The organism is Flexivirga sp. YIM B11880 (genome assembly GCF_058148645.1).
This window is the reverse complement of the sequence record NZ_JBMAMH010000027.1, coordinates 1-16,399: the sequence shown is the minus strand read 5'-3', so window position 1 is coordinate 16,399 and position 16,399 is coordinate 1. Positions and strand designations below refer to the sequence as shown.

Below are 16,399 nucleotides of genomic sequence, written 5' to 3'. Positions count from 1 at the left end.
CCGACACCCTCAACCGCAGGCCGCGACCTACACTCGACCTACATACCCCAGCCCAACGGCTCGCCGAGCTGCTCGAAACCCCAGCAGCCTGAACCGATGTTGCCTCGACCGTTTGACTTTGCCTGGGAATCGCGTGCGCAAGTCGCGACAGTCGCGAGTTACGCGCGGAAAGACCTCAGCGGGAGTCTTGCTTCAAGGCGGTGTCGACGGTGAGCGCCGCGGCAACCGCCAGGGAGCGCAGCGGGTCGGGCAGGTCGTGCCGGATGTGCACCACGTAGTTGTCGGCGGTCGTGAACATCGTGGTCAGCAGGCCCTCCCAGGTCTTGGTGATCCGGCCGACCTCGACGCCCTGCCCGTCCAGCAGCGCGAAGTTCCACGCGCGCCAGTTCTCGGCGTTGAGACTGCCGACGTCCTGTCCAGCGGCCTGCAGCCCGAAGCGGATCTTGCCGAAGACGTTCTGCTGCACCAGCCGGCCGATCTCCGCGCCGTTCGGCGCGGACACCACGACGGTCGACTTGAAGACCTTGCCCGGCCGGGTGAGCACGAGCAACGGCCGGCCGGTTGTGTCACGGACCTCCAACCGGTGGGTCAGGAACTGGTCGAGATTGCTCACGAAGCGCAGCGCCTTGCGGGCGGTGCTCTGGCCCACCTCGGCGACGGCCCCGATCACGGCCCCGTCCTGCCCGTAGACCAGGTATTCGTTGGTCAGCTCGATGAGCTTGCGCTTCTGGCTGACCACCAGGACGCTCTCGGTGAAGACGTTGCGAGTTGCGTCGCTGACGGTGCCGCCGACCGGGCCGTTGACGGTGCCGCCGAAGCTCTGGTCGCCGTACCCCTGACTGAAGCCCCGATGCTGTTGCGAGCCAGGCTGGTTCGTCGGGGCGGCGGGCTGCATCGGCTGCTGGTGCTCGGTCCACTGCGTGCCGTCCCACCAGCGCACCATCCGGTTGTCGCCCGGGTCGGCATACCAGCCGGGCGGGGTGGAGTTCGGTGGCTGTGTGGTCATGGTCCGCTCCTATTCGGTGACCTTGCGGGTGAGCCGCCACTGGGTGACGGCGGCATACAGGGCGGCGAGCACGAGCAGCATCACGATCTCCAGGACGAAGACGCCGGCCGAGTGCTTCCACAAGGAGTCCGTCTGTGACGCAAGGATTTTCGTGACGTCGGTGGTCGCAGCGGTGCCGGCGAAACCCCAGCGCGCGGGGGTCAGCCAGGACAACTGCTCCAGGCCGACCCGGCCGTTGACCGGGAACAGCCCACCGCACAGGGCCAGCTGGGTCATGATCGAGATCACCAGGGCCGGCATCGCCTGCTCGGAGGTCTTGACCACGCTGGACAGCAGCAGTCCGAGCGACGCCGCCGCGAAGGCGGTCAGCCAGCACATCACGATGATCTCGACCATCGGCGAGCCGAGCAGGACGGCGCTGTCCGGCATCGGCTTGCGGATGCTCACCAGCGCGACCATCACGATCGACTGCAACAGGGTCAGCACACCGAAGATGGTCAGCTTGCCGGCCAGGTAGGCCTGTGGAGACAGGCCGACAGCCTTCTCCCGCTGATAGATCGCGCGCTCACCGACCAGTTCCCGAATCGTCGCCGCGGTGCCCATGAAGACCGCGCCGATGATCAGGAAGACCAGCAGCTGCAGCGGTTCGGTGGTGTGGAAGTGCACGTCGCCGGGTCCGCGGCCGATCGGCGGCTGCTGCTTCAGCCCGTAACTGCCGGGCACCAGCATGGCGACGAGGGCCAGGGCGATCGGCAGCAGCAGCATGAAGACCGAATAGCCCCGGTCGGCGAGTATGACGCGCACGTGCCGCCGCGCCAGCGTCGACAGCTGTGACGGGATGCTCTGCTGCCGCGGCGGTTTCTCCAACGGCGGCGGCTCCCGCCGGGGGACGCTGAGCGGCCCCTCGACCTGCTCGTCCTCGAGAGGCGACTCCTTGAAGCGGCGCTGAGCACCGTCCGGGTCGCCCGAGACCGAGGTGAAGACGTCGGCGAAGTCGGCGGCGCCGAAGAAGGACAGCAACTCGTTCGGCGGCCCGAAGTAGGCGACCTTGCCGCCCGGAGCCAGCAGCAGCACCTTGTCGCAGACGTTCAGGTTGGCGACGCTGTGCGTGATGACACCGACCGTCCGCCCGCCATCGGCCAGCTGCCGCAGCGTCTGCATGACCTGCTTGTCGAGGCCCGGGTCGAGGCCCGAGGTCGGCTCGTCCAGGAAGAGCAGTGACGGCTGGGTCAGCAGCTCCAGTGCGACCGAGGTGCGCTTGCGCTGGCCGCCGGACAGCTTGTCCACCCGGGTGTCCGCGTGCTCGGTGAGCCCCAACTCGGCCATCACCTCGTCGACCCGGCGGTTGCGCAGCTCGGCGGGCAGGTCGTCGGGGAAGCGCAGCTCGGCCGCGAACCGGAGCGCTTGCAGCACCGTCAACTGCCGGTGCACCACGTCGTCCTGCGGGACGACGCCGATGCGGTGTCGCAGGTCCTGGAAGTTCTGGTAGAGGTCTCGGCCGTCGTAGTAGACCTCGCCCTCGGTGGCCGGCTGCGAGCCGATGAGCGCCTTCAGCATGGTGGACTTGCCGGCACCGGACGGGCCGATGATCGCCAGCAGGCTGGAGCCCTCGAGTGCGAACGACACGTCGTCCAGCAGCTTCTTGCCGTCCGGCAGGGTGAAGCTGAGGTGGTTGGCCACGAAGTTGACGTCGCCTTCGTCGACGCTGGCGACGAGCTGGCCCTGCCGGACGGTGAAGCGGGAGTGACCGACGGCCAGCAGGTCGCCCTCGCCGAGATGTCCGCGGCTGATCCGCTGACCGTTGACATAGGTGCCGTTGCGGCTCTCCAGGTCCTGCACGTCGAATCCGCCGTGCGACGGCACCAGCCGCGCGTGCTGCCGGGAGACGAGCAGGTCGTCGAGAACGAGCTGGTTCTCCAGGCCACGACCGATGGTGATGGCGCCGCCGCCCGCGCCACCGGGCCGCGCGTCGACCGGCATCACCTGGGGAACCGAGCCGGTCACCGTCGCGTNAGCAGGTCGTCGAGAACGAGCTGGTTCTCCAGGCCACGACCGATGGTGATGGCGCCGCCGCCCGCGCCACCGGGCCGCGCGTCGACCGGCATCACCTGGGGAACCGAGCCGGTCACCGTCGCGTGCCCGGACGGGGAGACCGGCGCCCGCTGCTCGAGCGGCCCGCTCGGCAGCGAGTAGCGATCGAACACGACTCCGGTGTGGCTCGGCACGCTCGGCAGCGCGGTCCGTTGCTTCTTCGGCGGCGTCGGCAGAGTCGGTCGGGTCGGCAGCGGCTGGCTGGTGCTCCGCGCTGCTGCACTGCCGTGCGCGGGGAGCGACGCCGCGGCACCGGCGTGGCTGGCTTGCGGCACGCGTATGGCGGCACCGCGCGGCGCCGCTGCGAAGCGCACCTCGAGCCCGGCGGCCCCGCCGATCCGCAGCGTGCTGCCGGGGCCGACGGTCCTCGGCGAGCTGATCCGGGCACCGTCCAGGAAGGTGCCGTTGGAGCTGCCCAGATCGGTGACGGTGAGCTGAGTGTCCTCCAGGTGCAGCTGGGCATGGCGGCGGGACGCGAGGGCGTCGGTGATCACCAGGTCACAGTCCAGTCCCCGGCCGACGACGACGGTCTGCCCCGACTCCAGCGAGACGGTGCGACCCTCGCACGTGACCCTGACGGCGAAGTTGGTAGCGATGGCTGCGGCCCCCATGTATGTCGATGCGGCGCAGCCTCGCTGCGGCCCTTCCCTGCTTCAGTGACTGCCGGACACCTTAGCGAAGGGCCGCCCGCTCAGACGTTGAGAAGCCAGCCGTCGCGTACTTCGAAAGTGGCCGCGCCGATGCCGATGCGGTCGCCCTCCGAAAGGTGCGTGCGTTCGACGCGGCGGCCGTTGACATAGGTTCCGTTGCGGCTGCCCAGGTCTTCGAGGACCAGCCCGTCGGCGTCCGCGGTGATCCGCACGTGCTGCCGCGAGACGAGCATGTCGTCGAGCACGATCGAGTTGTCGCGTCCCCGGCCGATGGTGAGCGCCTCCGGCTCCTCCTGGTCGTCGGCGGGGTCGGCCACGGCGGGTGTGGTGACCGTTGCGGCCTCGTTGATCGATGGGCTCTGCGCCGGCGCGTCATACGACGGCCACTGCTGCTGCGGTGCAGGAGCGGGTGGCGGGGAGGAGGACGGCTGCTGGAACGACTCGGCCGGTGCCTGCTGGTACTGAGGGTCGGGCGCCGGTGGCTGGTAGGGATCGGCGGCCGGCTGCTGCTGATAGTCCGCGGACGGTGCGGGCGGCTGAGCGGCCTGCCACCGGTCGGCGACATCCTGCGCGGTCTGGGCCGTGCCGGTCGCAACCCACGGCTCGTTCTGCGCCGGCGCCGGACCGTAGGGGCTCGGCCCCTGCCACGGTGCCTGGGACGGCTGCAGGGGAGCGGAGCTCCAGTCGATCTGCGCCGGCGGCGTCGGCTGCGCGGGTTGTCCCCACTGCTGCTGGCCCCACTGACCGTGGCTCTGTGCCGGCTGTGCCTGCGGCACGCCCCCGTCATACCCCTGACCGGACTGCTGCGGGTATGACGACTGGCCCCACTGCTGGTTCTGCTGCGAGGGGTCGTGGGGATTGCTCATCGAGGCCTCCGATTAACGAGAAGCGGGCACGCCGGCACCAGAGTAACCCGGTCGCTGGGGTCCGGAGGAACCGTTCGACTAGCCTGCCCAGTGGGAACAGTCACTGAAGGTTCGTCGTAGATCGCCGACACAAGGAATGGTGCTGATGACCGAGTCCGCCGAGACCACGCCCGCCGCCGACGACCGGCCCGCGCACGGGCACCTGAGCACCGGACGTCCCCGGGTGGTGATCATCGGCTCCGGCTTCGGGGGACTGTTCGCCGCACGGGAGTTCGACGGCGCGGACGTCGACGTCACGCTGATCTCGTCGACGTCATACCACCTCTTCCAGCCGCTGCTCTATCAAGTGGCGACCGGGATCCTGTCCGAAGGGCTGATCGCGCCTGCCACCCGCGAGGTGCTGGCCAAGCAGAAGAACGTGGAGGTCGCGTTCGGCACCGTCCACGACATCAACCTCGAGGACCAGACCGTCACCGCCCGGACTCTCAACGTGGAGACGACCTACGACTACGACTGGTTGATCGTCGCCGCCGGCGCCGGACAGTCCTACTTCGGACACGACGAATTCGCCGAGTTCGCACCCGGTATGAAGAGCATCGACGACGCACTGGAGTTACGCGCGCGGATCTTCGGCGCGTTCGAGCTGGCCGAGCTCGCCGCCGCGTCCGGGCGCACCGAGGACGTTCCGCGGTTGATGACCTTCGTGGTCGTCGGCGCCGGCCCGACCGGCGTCGAGATGGCCGGCCAGATCGCCGAACTCTCAGGGCGGACCCTGCCGCGCGACTTCCGGCACATCGCGTCCGAGGACGCCCACATCATTCTGCTGGACGGTGCCGATCAGGTGCTCGGCTCGTTCGGCTCGCGGCTTGGGGCGAAGGCCGAGAAGCGGCTGGAGTCCATGGGCGTCGACGTGCGGCTCGGCGCGATGGTGACCGACGTGGACGCCTACGGCATCGAATACCGCACGAACGACGGCAGCACCGTGCACATCCCGGCGCTGACGAAGGTGTGGGCGGCCGGCGTGCAGGCCAGCGGCCTGGGCAAGACGCTCAGCGAGCAGACCGGTGCCGAGCTGGACCGGGCGGGACGGATCAAGGTCCACCCCGACCTGACGTTGCCGGGCCACCCCAACGTCTTCGTGGTGGGCGACATGATCTCGTTGGACAACTTGCCGGGAGTTGCGCAGGTCGCGATCCAGGGCGGCAAATTCGCCGCGAAACAGATCCTGCACGGGGTGAAGGGCGAGCCGACCGCCGAGAAGTTCCACTACTTCGACAAGGGGTCGATGGCCACCATCTCCCGCTTCAGCGCGGTGGCCAGTGTCGGGAAGCTCCGTATGTCGGGCTTCCTCGCCTGGCTCATGTGGCTGGCCGTGCACCTTTGGTACATCATCGGTTTCAAGAGCCAGCTGACGACGTTCTTCCACTGGGCGGTGTCGTTCCTCGGGCGCTCGCGGGGCGAACGCACTGCGACAGAGCAGCAGATCTTCGCGCGCGGTGCGCTGGAGCGACTGGGCTCGGCATACCAGCCGACGGTGGAGATGGGTGCCGGCCGCCCGGTGCCCTCGCGCGGCGACGCTCAGGACGGCAACTCGTCCGGGACGTGACCTGACGGCGAATCCCAGGACAGGTACGGCGACTTGCGGAACGTAGGCTGAACGCTCATGCGGCCTCATTACCCGATCGCGACGCACCGCCTCGACAACGGATTGCGCGTGGTGATCTCCACTGATCACTCCGTGCCCACCGTTGCGGTGAACCTCTGGGTCGGCGTCGGGTCGCGTCACGAGCAGCCGGGCCGCACCGGTATGGCACATCTCTTCGAGCACCTGATGTTCCAGGGGTCGGCGAATGTCGCGGAGGGCGAGCACTTTTCGGCGTTGCTCGCGCAGGGGGCGCAGCTCAACGCGACCACCTGGGTCGACCGCACCAACTACTTCGAGGTGGTGCCGACCGGTGCGCTCGAGCTGGCACTCTGGCTCGAGGCGGACCGGCAGGGCCGGCTGCTGCCCGCGCTCACCCAGGAGAACCTCGACAACCAGCGTGATGTGGTGAAGGAGGAGAAGCGGCAGCGCTACGACAACGTGCCCTACGGGACCGCATATGCCGAGCTCACCGCGCTCGTCTTCCCGGAAGGGCACCCCTACCACCACACGACCATCGGGTCGATGGAGGACCTGGACGCCGCGTCACTGACGGACGTACGGGATTTCTACACCCGGCACTACCGGCCGGACAACACCGTGGTGACGCTCGTGGGCGACGTCGAGCCGGAAGCCGGGTTCGCGCTGGTGGCAAAGTACTTCGACGAGCTCGAGAACCCGGCGGGTGCCGGCGACGCAGTGCTCGCCCCGCCGCTGCCGCCGCTGAGCGACCGCGGCCGGTTCGAGCGCACCGGTGACGTGCCGTCCGACCGGCTCTACCTCGGCTTCCGGCTGCCCGCCGGCGGCACGCAGGACTTCGTCCGGGCCGATCTCAGCTTCGACGTGCTGGCGGGCTTGGCCACCTCGCGGCTCTACCGCAGGCTGGTCCGCCGCGAGCAGTTGGTCACGCACGTCTCGCGCAACGCCGGCGCCCGCGTCGACGGCACGTCGATGGGTGCGCTCGTCGTCGACGTTGCCGACGGTGTGCCGGTCGAGCAGGTCGAGGACGTGGTCGGCGAAGAACTGCGCCGGCTGGCCACGGAGCCGCCGACCGAGAGCGAGATGGCGGCGGTGGTGGCCGACGTCGAGCGCTGGTGGCTGCAGAGTCTCGCCCAGCCCGACGAGCGCGCGGACGTCATCAGCGGCAACACCCTGCTGTATGACGACCCCGAGTACCTCAACACCTACTTGGACGAGGTGGTGGCGGTGACTTCCGCGGAGATCGGGAAAACCGCTGCGTCACTTCTGGATCCGGCGTCGGCTGCCACGGTCGTCTATCGCAAGGAGGGGAAGTGATGGTGCAACCACGTCCGTCCGTGCCGCCGGCGTCGCCCTGGGAGTTCCCGGCGGCGACCGAGCACGTGTTGAGCAACGGGGTGCGGGTGCTGCTCTACAACCGGCCCGGTCAGCACATCACCTCCACTCGGCTGCTCGTCCCGAGCCCGATCGCGGTCGAGCCGCGCGCGCTCGAGGGCGTGGCGATGATGGTGGCGCGGACGATGGACGAAGGCACCCACAGCCACACCGCCGACGAGATGGCCGAGCTCTTCGAGCTCAGCGGCATCGCGTATGGCGCCGGGTATGGCGCACGCGGCCTCACCCTCGAAACCGACGCCACCGCAACCCGATCGGCGCAGGCGTGGGCGTTGATCACCGAATGCCTGCAGGAACCCGCGTTCCCGGAGGAGGAGGTGTCACGGCACGTCCGGCAACGACTCGCCGAGATCGAGCACGAGGCCGCGTCACCCGACGCCCGTGCTGCCAAGGAATGGGCAGCGACGTTCTACGACCAGACGTCCCGGGCGTCGCGACCGGCAGGCGGTTCGGCCGAGACCGTGAGCCTGGTTCACTCCGCGGACTGCGCCCGCTTCCACGCGCAGTGGGTGCGGCCCGAGCGGGCCACGGTGGTCGTGGCTGGTGAGCTCGACGAGGCTCGGACCCTGCGGGACCTGGACGCGACGCTCGGCAGCTGGCAGACGGAAGGCGCTGTGCCTGAAGACGATTCGCTGGCAGCCGTCGTCGTGGATGCGCCGACGCGGGTGCACTTCGTGCACCGGCCGGTTGCCGTGCAGACGGAGATCTACCTCGGGTCGTTCGGGCCGGACCGCGGGGTGGAGGGCGGCTGGGCGCCATACCCTGCGCTGGGCTTCGCGCTCGGCGGTTCGCCGGGCGCACGGCTCGATGCGGTGCTGCGGGAGGAGAAGGGTTACACCTACGGCTTCCGGGCCGCGTTCCGGCCGCGGGACGTCGGCGGCACGTTCATCGTCTCCGGGTCGGTGCGCAGCGACGTGACGGTCGAGGCGACGGCGCTCACCCTGGAGATCCTGGATGCCGCGCGCAGCGGGTTCATTGGGAGGAGACCCGTGCCGCCACCGACTACATCGGCAAGACGGCACCGGCGCGCTATGCGACCGCGGACGCAGTCGCGGACGAGGCGCTGATGCTCCAAGCCGTAGGCCTGGGAACGGATTTCGTCTCGTCATACCTCGCACAACTCGCGACGCTCACACCGGACGACCTGGACGCCGCGTGGGCGAAATGGGCCGACGAGCCCCGGACGATCGTGCTCGTCGGTGACGCTGAGGCGCACGCCGACGGCATCCGTGAGCTCGGCATCGGCGAGGTCACCGTCATCGACTAGGCCGCTTGTCCGCTCAGCCGGCCTTCTTGCGCCGCCGGATGGACCGCACGGTGAGCGGTCCCACGAGACGCGGCCCGGAGAGGCGGCGTTCCAGGCGGCGACCCTCTCGGCGGAGCGGCTGTGCGACATACTCCCCGAAGATCACGCCGGCAGCGAGAGCGAGCAGGATGACCGCGGCATTGACGAGCTCGATGAGACCGCCCGGATTCTGCGCGGACAGGTTGGCCAGACCGCGATAGACGGTCAGACCCGGCAGCAGCGGGATCACTCCGGCAACGACCAGAACCAGTGTGGGCACTCGGAATCGGGCGGCGATCGTGTAGCTGATCAGGCCGACCGTGACCGCGGCGACGGCGGACGGCCAGGACACGCCGAGCCCGCTGCGGTAGCAGATCATGAACGCCGTCGTGGACACCGCGCCGATCGCCGCGCTCGGCAGCAGCGATCGCGCCGGCGCGTAGGACGCGAAGGCGAACGCGCCGGCAGAGATCGCGCCGCCGACGGCCATCTCGCCCGGTGAGGCGTAGGCGCCGGCGCCGGGCGTGGTATTGACCAGCGTGACGCCGAGCGCGGTCGCCAGCGTCAGTCCGGCGCTCACGCCGGCGACCGCTCCGGCGGTGGCCAGGGTCGCCTCGAGGCAGCGCGCAGCGGCGGTCAGCGGAAAGCCGGTGAGGGCGTCCTGCACGGCGCCCATGAAGCTGGCTCCGGCGAGCAGCATGATGATGCCGGCCGCGACGATGCGGCTCGGTTGGGAGCTGAATCCCGCTGCGACCACAACGGTTGCGAGCAGGGTGGCGAACAACCCACCGGTGACCTGCTGGTAGAAGAAGGGCAGCCGGAGCCGGGTCAGCCAGCGTTGCAGGACGTCGATGCCCATCGCGCCGACGACCGCCGCGGCGACGACGACCGGCGTGCCGTTGAGCAGCAGGCCGACGCCGAAGCCGAGCACGCCCCAGCCGAGGGTGACGACCCACCGACGACGGTCGTGGCCCGAGGAGACGATCTGGGCGAGCCGAGTCCGCGCCTGCTCGCGGTCGATGGTTCCAGCAATCAACTCGCGCACGAGCAGGTCGACGAGCGTGAGGTCTTCGTAGTCGGTTTCCCGCTGCCGGACGTCACGCACCTGGATCAGCCCGGGCCGGTCGGGGGACTCCTGGTAGCTCAGCTGCAGTTCGGTGAAAGTCACGCTGGTGATGACGCCGCGCAGGCCGCAGGCGATGCAGACGTTCTGCATCTGCGCCGTGACGTCGGCGGCTCCGGCGCCGGATGACAGCAGCAGTTCGCCGACGCGAAGGGCCAGGTCGAGGGTGGGATAGGCGTCCTTGGAACCCGGGTCTTTCGAGCTGCTGTCCTGCAGGGGCTGCTTCGTCTGGGCGTTGTCGGTCGTCATCGCCCCTCAAGTCTGACGGATGCGGTGCGCGACCCGTCGGGGTGCTGCTGATCGCAAAGATCTATTTGCAAAGAGCGTTTTGCAGTGTACGTTCGTCGTATGACGCAGCGACACGAGATCAACCGGGTGCGGCCGGACCTGGCACAGCTGAAGGCGCTGGCGCATCCGGTGCGCCTCACGATGCTGACCAGGCTTCGGCTGGACGGGCCGGCGACCGCGTCCTCGCTCGCCGCGCAGCTCGGGCTCAACTCGGGTGCGACCAGCTATCACCTGCGCCAGCTCGCCGAAGCCGGTCTGGTCGTGGAGGATCCGAGCCGCGGCACGAAGCGGGACCGCTGGTGGAAGGCCGCGCACGAGTCGACCGAGACGGCCCCATCGGACGTCGACGACGCCGAGGAGCACGCTGTGCTGGTGGGCGCTTACCACGGTGTCGTGGCGCAGCAGGCTGCCCAGCAGATCGTGCAAGCCGCGGCGGAGACGCCCGAGTTGCCGGAGGAGTGGGCCGACCTGGCCGGTGCCAGTGACTGGAACCTCTACCTGACCCAGGAGCAGGTCCGCCGGGTCAAGGACGCCGTCCACGCGATCATGACCGAGGCGCTCGAGAACTCACCGGGCCGCGAGAATGCGCCGGCGGGTGCGGTGCCCTTCGTCTTCCAGTTCCACTCCTTCCCGCGGCCGGGCACACTCGCCCACCGTGAGGAGACAGGAGCATCCGAATGAGCCGCAATCGCACGCCGTTCGCCGCTCTTGCGGTTGCGGAGGCGTTCTCCATCTCGGGCACCCGGTTGTCGCAGATCGCGCTGCCCTGGCTGGTGCTGACCACCACCGGCTCGGCCGTCTGGACCGGGGCCGTCGGCTTCGCCGAGATGCTGCCGTATGTCGTGGCGAAGGCGCTGGGCGGTCCGCTCGTCGACCGTGTCGGAGCCAAAGCCGTTGCGGTGACGGCTGATTCGGTGAGCGTCCTGATCATCGGCCTCGTCCCGCTGCTGCACTGGCTCGGTATGTTGCACCTGGCATACCTGATCCCGATCGCGGCACTGATGGGCGCCGTGCGCGGGCCGTCCGACGGGGCGAAGTCCGCCCTCGTCCCGGCCGTCGCTGCGCACGGTGCGATCCCGCTGGAGCGGGTCACCGGTGTCATGGGCGCGATCGAGCGCCTCGGTGGCACGGTGGGCGCCGCGGCTGCCGGCGCCGTCGTCGCGGTCATCGGCGCGGCGCAGGCGCTCCTGGTCAATGCCGTGACGTTCGGGATCGCGGCAGTGTGCATCGCGCGCGGGCTGTCCCGTGCGGAAACGGAGCAGCAACAAGCGGATTCGTTGGAGGCGGAGGAGGGGGAGGCGTCATACCGTGAGCAGTTGGTGGAGGGCTGGCGCTTCCTCCGCGGCGATGCGGTGCTGGTCGGGATCACGACCATGGTGGCGCTGACCAACGTGCTCGACCAGGCGTGGACCGCGGTGCTGCTGCCGGTCTGGGCGCACGACACCGATCACGGTGCCGGCGCCGTCGGTCTGGTGCTCGCGACGATGGCCGGGCCGTCCATCCTCGGCGCGCTCACGGCAGCGGCGATCGGCGAGCGCCTGCCGCGGTTGCCGATCTACGTCGCGGGATTTCTGCTGGCCGGGCTGCCGCGCTTCACCATCTTCGCGTTCGACGCGCCGGTGTGGCTGATGGTGGTGGTGCTCGCGATGGTGGGGTTCATGTCCGGCTTCTGCAACCCGATCCTCGGCGCGGTCGTCTTCGAGCGCATCCCGCACCACCTGGTCGGCCGGGTGAGCGCTCTGAACACCTCGCTGTGCTGGTCGCTGATCCCGTTCGGCGGCCTGCTCGGTGGCGTCCTGACGGCAGTGGCCGGGCTGCGCCCGGCGACGCTGTCGGTCGGCTGCGCCTACTTCCTTGTCGCGCTGATGCCGTTGGTGCGGAAGAGCTTCCGTGAGTTCAGCAAGCGCCCGACCGGCGAACCTGCCCCGCCGGCAGCGGAGCACGGGACCGCCCGCACGGCCGCCCCAGTCTGATCTGCCGAGAGGCTCAGAAACGTCTCGAGAGGCTCAGTAGGACCGGCCATTCGAGCCTGTCCTTCTGAGCCTCTCGGCGTTTTGTGAGCCTCTCGGCAATGAGGGTGGCGGGTTCGGTCAGGCGAGCTCGGCGAAGGCGTCCTCGAGCACGCCGAGGCCTTCGAGCAGCAGCTCGTCACTGATCACCAGCGGCGGCAGCAGCCGGATCACGTTGCCGAACGTGCCGCAGGTGAGCACGACGACGCCCTCGCCGTGGCACCGCTTGGCGACGGCAGCGGTCAGCGCCGCATCCGGCTCCTTGGTGCCCGGCTTCACGATCTCGATCGCGAGCATCCCGCCGCGTCCGCGGATCTCGCCGATGGCGGGCGTCTTGGCCGCGATCTCGCGCAGCTTGGCGGTCGCGATCTCCTCGATGTGCTTCGCCCGTGCGAGCAAGCCGTCCTGCTCCATCGTCTCGATCGCACCGAGCGCCGCGGCACAGGCGACCGGATTGCCGCCGTAGGTGCCGCCGAGGCCGCCGGGGTGCACAGAGTCCATGATCTCGGCGCGACCGGTGACCGCCGCGAGCGGCAGACCGCCCGCGATGCCCTTCGCGGTCGTGACCAGGTCGGGGACGACACCCTCGTGGTCGACGGCGAACCAGTCACCCGTGCGCGCGAAGCCGCTCTGCACCTCGTCCGCGATGAAGACGATGCCGTTGGCGCTGCACCAGTCCGCAATGGCGCGCAGGAAGCCCGGCGCCGGCTCGATGAATCCGCCTTCGCCCTGGATCGGCTCGATGACGAACGCCGCGATCTGGTCGGCGCCGACCGCCTTCTCGGCCATCGTGATGGCGCGCTGCGCGGCCTCCTCGCCCGTCATACCCTCCGGATCCCGGAAGGGGTATGACGTGGGCACGCGGTAGATGTCCGACGCGAAGGGGCCGAAGCCCTTCTTGTAGGGCATCGACTTCGCGGTCAGCGCCATCGTGAGGTTGGTACGGCCGTGGTAGGCGTGGTCGACCGCAACGACGGCCTGCCGGCCGGTGTAGTAACGGGCGATCTTCACGGCGTTCTCCACGGCCTCGGCGCCGGAGTTGAAGAGCGCGGACTTCTTGGCGTGGTCGCCCGGAGTGAGCTCGGCCAGCTTCTCGGCGACCGCGACATACCCCTCATAGGGGCTGATCATGAAGCAGGTGTGAGTGATGTCCGCGACCTGCTGCTGCACGCCCGCGACGACCCGCGGGGCCGAGCTGCCGACCGTCGTCACGGCGATACCCGACCCGAGGTCGATGAGGGTATTGCCGTCGACGTCCTCGATGATGCCCCCGGCGGCGCGGGCGGCATACACGGGCATCGTCGAGGAGACACCCGCAGCGACGACGGCACTGCGGCGCTCGGCGAGGGCCTGCGAACGCGGGCCGGGAATGGCGGTCTTCAGCTCGCGGCGCTGCGCGACTTCCGGTGCGGTGACTGTCATGGGAACTCCTCTTGACGCGAGACCGCCGACCCGGCGGTCCTTCCCAGTGTGCCACGCGACGATATTCGAAATCGAAGGAGTATGGCGTGCGACGCGATGGTCACGTTCCGGACACGCATGGCTTCTCCGGGACAACCTTCCGCGGCGCCCGCGCGTCGTCAGAGTCGATCGGCGGGGAGGCCGATCGCGGCGTGACCATCGCCGTCCCGAACGACGAAGGGCAAGTCATGCGGTGCAGGAACGTCAGCAGGTTCGCGGTCGTGGCGGCGACCGGTGTGACCGTGGCCCTCACGGGTTGCGGGAGCGGCGGGAGCGGCGCGCACGGAACCGCGTCCGCGGCTCCGGCAACGCACGCCACGGTCCCGGCGAAGCAGACCACCACACGGGCCGCCCACACCGGCAGCCCCCGGCCGGCGACCGGCACCAACCGGCCGGCGACCGGCACCAACCGGCCGGCGACCGGCACGAACCGGCCGGCGCCGGCCTCGGGCGGCTCACAGGTGGCATCGTTCATAGCCGCGACGAAGGGCGAGAAGCACTCCGCGGTCGTGCGGGTGCCGTCCGGCGCCTACGAAGCAGCTGCCTGGGACACCAAGGGCAATATCTGGTTCTGGAGCAACGCCGGCGGCACGTGGCACCTGATCGGCAGCAGCCGCTACCCCTTACTGCCCGGGAGCAACGGCAACTACACGACGGTCGCCAGCACCTTGCTGCCCGGTATGACGCACGCGGCATACCTCGCCATCGGCGAGTTCACCGGTGACAGCTCCGGCAACACGATCGCGTTCGCGGCGACGTCCGACGGCAGCTGGGGGACCGTCGCACCCCAGGACGCGAACTCCCTGGTGCCGACCGGGAAGCCGGCCACGGACAACCTGACGCCAGGGATCTGGCGGGACGCCCGCTTCGCGCACGGCAGGCTCGAGACCACGGTGGGCAACCCGTTCACCGCCAACGCCGTGGCGTCGGCATACCCGCTCATCACCGACTGGTCGTGGATGGCCGGCAAGTTCGTCGCAACCTCGAGCAACGCCTTCGTCTCGCACGTCGTCGCCGCGCCGAAGCCCGCGGCCAGCACGCTCGCCGGCTGCCCCACATCGGTGGCGGACGGCAGCTACGCGGCGGGAGTCCTGGGCTCGCAACCGCCCGGCGATGTGCCGTTTTCCGCTGTGGCAGTGAGGTTTTGGGCGCCGGATGGCGGCAAGAAGCTCTGCACGGTGCAGGTGTCGGCAAACACTCCGGTGACGACGTCGGGAACGACGAGCTCCGGTGCGGGCTGGGTCACCGTGCCCGCATGGATGCTGCAGACCACCTTCCAGCCGGGCGCCGGCGTGACGATCATCTATCCGGAACAGGTGGCAGCCGGCGAGTCACCGCTCGTCGCGCCCGGGCTGCGCAGCCTTCGGCCGGCTCTCGGCACCTCCGCGGACAACTCGATCGCGGCCCAGGTCGTCGTCGAGCATGGCACGGTCACGGGCATCGAGCTGATCGGGCACAGCTGACCGTGGCCGCCGCGTCACGCCACGGGGTCGGCGTCGCCGATCCGGGCGAGCACCTCGTCGTGCAGCAAACCGTTGCTGGACAACGCATTTCCGCTCCACGGGCCATCCTTACCGTCCAGCCCGGTGAAGCGGCCGCCGGCCTCGGTCACGATCGGCGCGAGCGCGGCCATGTCGTGCAGCGCCAACTCGGGCTCGGGAGCGAAGTCGATCGCGCCCTCGGCCACGAGCATGTGCGCCCAGAAGTCGCCGTAGCTGCGGACCCGCCATACCTCGTCCATCAGCTCGACCAGAGCGTCCCGCCGGCGAAGCTCCGCCCAGGTGCGCCATCCGGCGACCGACGCCGACGCATCGGACAACTGCGAAACCCCTGACACGCCAATGCGTTTCGCCCCGGACAGGGAGCGGCCGCTCCAGGCGCCGGTGCCGACTCCGGCCCACCACCGGCGGGCGAGTGCCGGCGCGGCGACCAGCCCCACCACCGGCACGCCGTCGTCGACCAGCGCGATGAGGGTCGCCCACACGGGCACGCCGCGCACGAAGTTCTTGGTGCCGTCGATCGGGTCGATGACCCAGCGGCGCGGTCCGTTGCCCTCGGTGCCGTGCTCCTCGCCTTGCACGGAATCGCGCGGCCGGGCGCGCTTCAGCTGGGAGCGGATGATCTCCTCGACGGCGAGATCTGCGTCGGTCACCGGGGTGAGGTCGGGCTTGGCGGAGACGTGCAGGTCCTCGGCCCGGAAGCGCGACATGCTGGTCGGCTCCACTGCGTCCGCGAGCACGTGCGCGAGGCGCAGGTCGTCGTCATACGTCGGCATGGCCCGAATCTAGTGGGGCCGGTGCTCGGTATGGCGGCGCACCGCCGTTCCGCCGGATCCTGCACATAAGTCGCGACGGTCGCGACCTACGCGCACCTGCGGGCCTCATCTCGTGCAATAACTCGCGACGGTCGCGAGGTATGCGCAGGTGGGGCTTGGTCTCGTGCAATAACTCGCGACGGTCGCGACTTTGGTACGCCGTTCCGCGGGCAAAGTCAAACGGTCGAGGCAACATCGGTTCAGGCTGCTGGGGTTTCGAGCAGCTCGGCGAGCCGTTGGGCTGGGGTATGTAGGTCGAGTGTAGGTCGCGGCCTGCGGTTGAGGGTGTC

14 protein-coding genes are annotated in these 16,399 nt (G+C 69.6%); 7 read left to right on the top strand and 7 right to left on the bottom strand.

The features are described 5' to 3' along the window. Window positions 1-175: 175 nt before the first annotated feature. From ACN8HC_RS19540 to ACN8HC_RS19525, 4 genes are all read right to left on the bottom strand, one after another. Window positions 176-1,006 carry a phospholipid scramblase-related protein gene (locus ACN8HC_RS19540; RefSeq protein WP_490076511.1) on the bottom strand — a complete coding sequence of 277 codons (831 nt, stop codon included), beginning with the start codon at window positions 1,004-1,006 and terminating at the stop codon, window positions 176-178. Between the two features lie 9 nt (window positions 1,007-1,015). After that, on the bottom strand, window positions 1,016-2,986 hold the full coding sequence (locus ACN8HC_RS19535; RefSeq protein ID WP_490076510.1) for an ATP-binding cassette domain-containing protein: 1,971 nt from the start codon (window positions 2,984-2,986) through the stop codon (window positions 1,016-1,018). Window positions 2,987-3,006: 20 nt separating this feature from the next. Further along, window positions 3,007-3,708, bottom strand: coding sequence for an FHA domain-containing protein (locus ACN8HC_RS19530; protein WP_490076509.1), 702 nt, complete (start codon window positions 3,706-3,708; stop codon window positions 3,007-3,009). An 80-nt stretch (window positions 3,709-3,788) separates the two neighbouring features. Beyond that, the gene (locus ACN8HC_RS19525; protein ID WP_490076508.1) at window positions 3,789-4,613 is read right to left on the bottom strand and encodes an FHA domain-containing protein; all 825 of its coding nucleotides are present in this window, start codon (window positions 4,611-4,613) and stop codon (window positions 3,789-3,791) included. A 145-nt stretch (window positions 4,614-4,758) separates the two neighbouring features. Here ACN8HC_RS19525 and ACN8HC_RS19520 point away from each other — a divergent pair, with 145 nt between their 5' ends. From ACN8HC_RS19520 to ACN8HC_RS19505, 4 genes are read left to right on the top strand one after another with little or no spacing between them, the layout of a single operon-like run. Continuing rightward, on the top strand, window positions 4,759-6,219 hold the full coding sequence (locus tag ACN8HC_RS19520) for an NAD(P)/FAD-dependent oxidoreductase (RefSeq protein ID WP_490076507.1): 1,461 nt from the start codon (window positions 4,759-4,761) through the stop codon (window positions 6,217-6,219). 57 nt (window positions 6,220-6,276) lie between these two features. Next, on the top strand, window positions 6,277-7,551 hold the full coding sequence (locus ACN8HC_RS19515; protein WP_490076506.1) for a M16 family metallopeptidase: 1,275 nt from the start codon (window positions 6,277-6,279) through the stop codon (window positions 7,549-7,551). Continuing rightward, on the top strand, window positions 7,551-8,696 hold the full coding sequence (locus tag ACN8HC_RS19510) for a M16 family metallopeptidase (RefSeq protein WP_490076505.1): 1,146 nt from the start codon (window positions 7,551-7,553) through the stop codon (window positions 8,694-8,696). The genes ACN8HC_RS19515 and ACN8HC_RS19510 overlap by 1 nt, the downstream gene beginning before the upstream one ends. Further along, window positions 8,696-8,896, top strand: a complete 201-nt coding sequence (locus ACN8HC_RS19505) for a hypothetical protein (RefSeq protein ID WP_490076504.1) — start codon at window positions 8,696-8,698, stop codon at window positions 8,894-8,896. The genes ACN8HC_RS19510 and ACN8HC_RS19505 overlap by 1 nt, the downstream gene beginning before the upstream one ends. A gap of 13 nt (window positions 8,897-8,909) precedes the next feature. Here the strand turns inward: ACN8HC_RS19505 and ACN8HC_RS19500 are convergent, their stop codons facing one another. Then, a complete protein-coding gene (locus ACN8HC_RS19500; protein WP_490076503.1) occupies window positions 8,910-10,286 on the bottom strand; it encodes a threonine/serine exporter family protein in 1,377 nt (458 codons plus the stop codon). Between the two features lie 99 nt (window positions 10,287-10,385). Between ACN8HC_RS19500 and ACN8HC_RS19495 the strand changes: the two genes are divergently transcribed. Both ACN8HC_RS19495 and ACN8HC_RS19490 read left to right on the top strand, forming a co-directional pair. Beyond that, window positions 10,386-11,006, top strand: coding sequence for an ArsR/SmtB family transcription factor (locus tag ACN8HC_RS19495; protein ID WP_490076502.1), 621 nt, complete (start codon window positions 10,386-10,388; stop codon window positions 11,004-11,006). Next, complete coding sequence (locus ACN8HC_RS19490; RefSeq protein ID WP_490076501.1) at window positions 11,003-12,298, top strand: MFS transporter; 1,296 nt, start codon at window positions 11,003-11,005, stop codon at window positions 12,296-12,298. The genes ACN8HC_RS19495 and ACN8HC_RS19490 overlap by 4 nt, the downstream gene beginning before the upstream one ends. A gap of 117 nt (window positions 12,299-12,415) precedes the next feature. Here ACN8HC_RS19490 and gabT read toward each other — a convergent pair whose 3' ends face one another. Next, the gene (gene gabT, locus ACN8HC_RS19485; RefSeq protein WP_490076500.1) at window positions 12,416-13,756 is read right to left on the bottom strand and encodes a 4-aminobutyrate--2-oxoglutarate transaminase; all 1,341 of its coding nucleotides are present in this window, start codon (window positions 13,754-13,756) and stop codon (window positions 12,416-12,418) included. Between the two features lie 86 nt (window positions 13,757-13,842). Between gabT and ACN8HC_RS19480 the strand changes: the two genes are divergently transcribed. Then, a complete protein-coding gene (locus ACN8HC_RS19480) occupies window positions 13,843-15,258 on the top strand; it encodes a dermokine domain-containing protein (protein ID WP_490076499.1) in 1,416 nt (471 codons plus the stop codon). Between the two features lie 14 nt (window positions 15,259-15,272). Here ACN8HC_RS19480 and ACN8HC_RS19475 read toward each other — a convergent pair whose 3' ends face one another. Further along, the gene (locus ACN8HC_RS19475) at window positions 15,273-16,070 is read right to left on the bottom strand and encodes an inositol monophosphatase family protein (protein WP_490076498.1); all 798 of its coding nucleotides are present in this window, start codon (window positions 16,068-16,070) and stop codon (window positions 15,273-15,275) included. Between the last annotated feature and the right edge of the window lie 329 nt (window positions 16,071-16,399).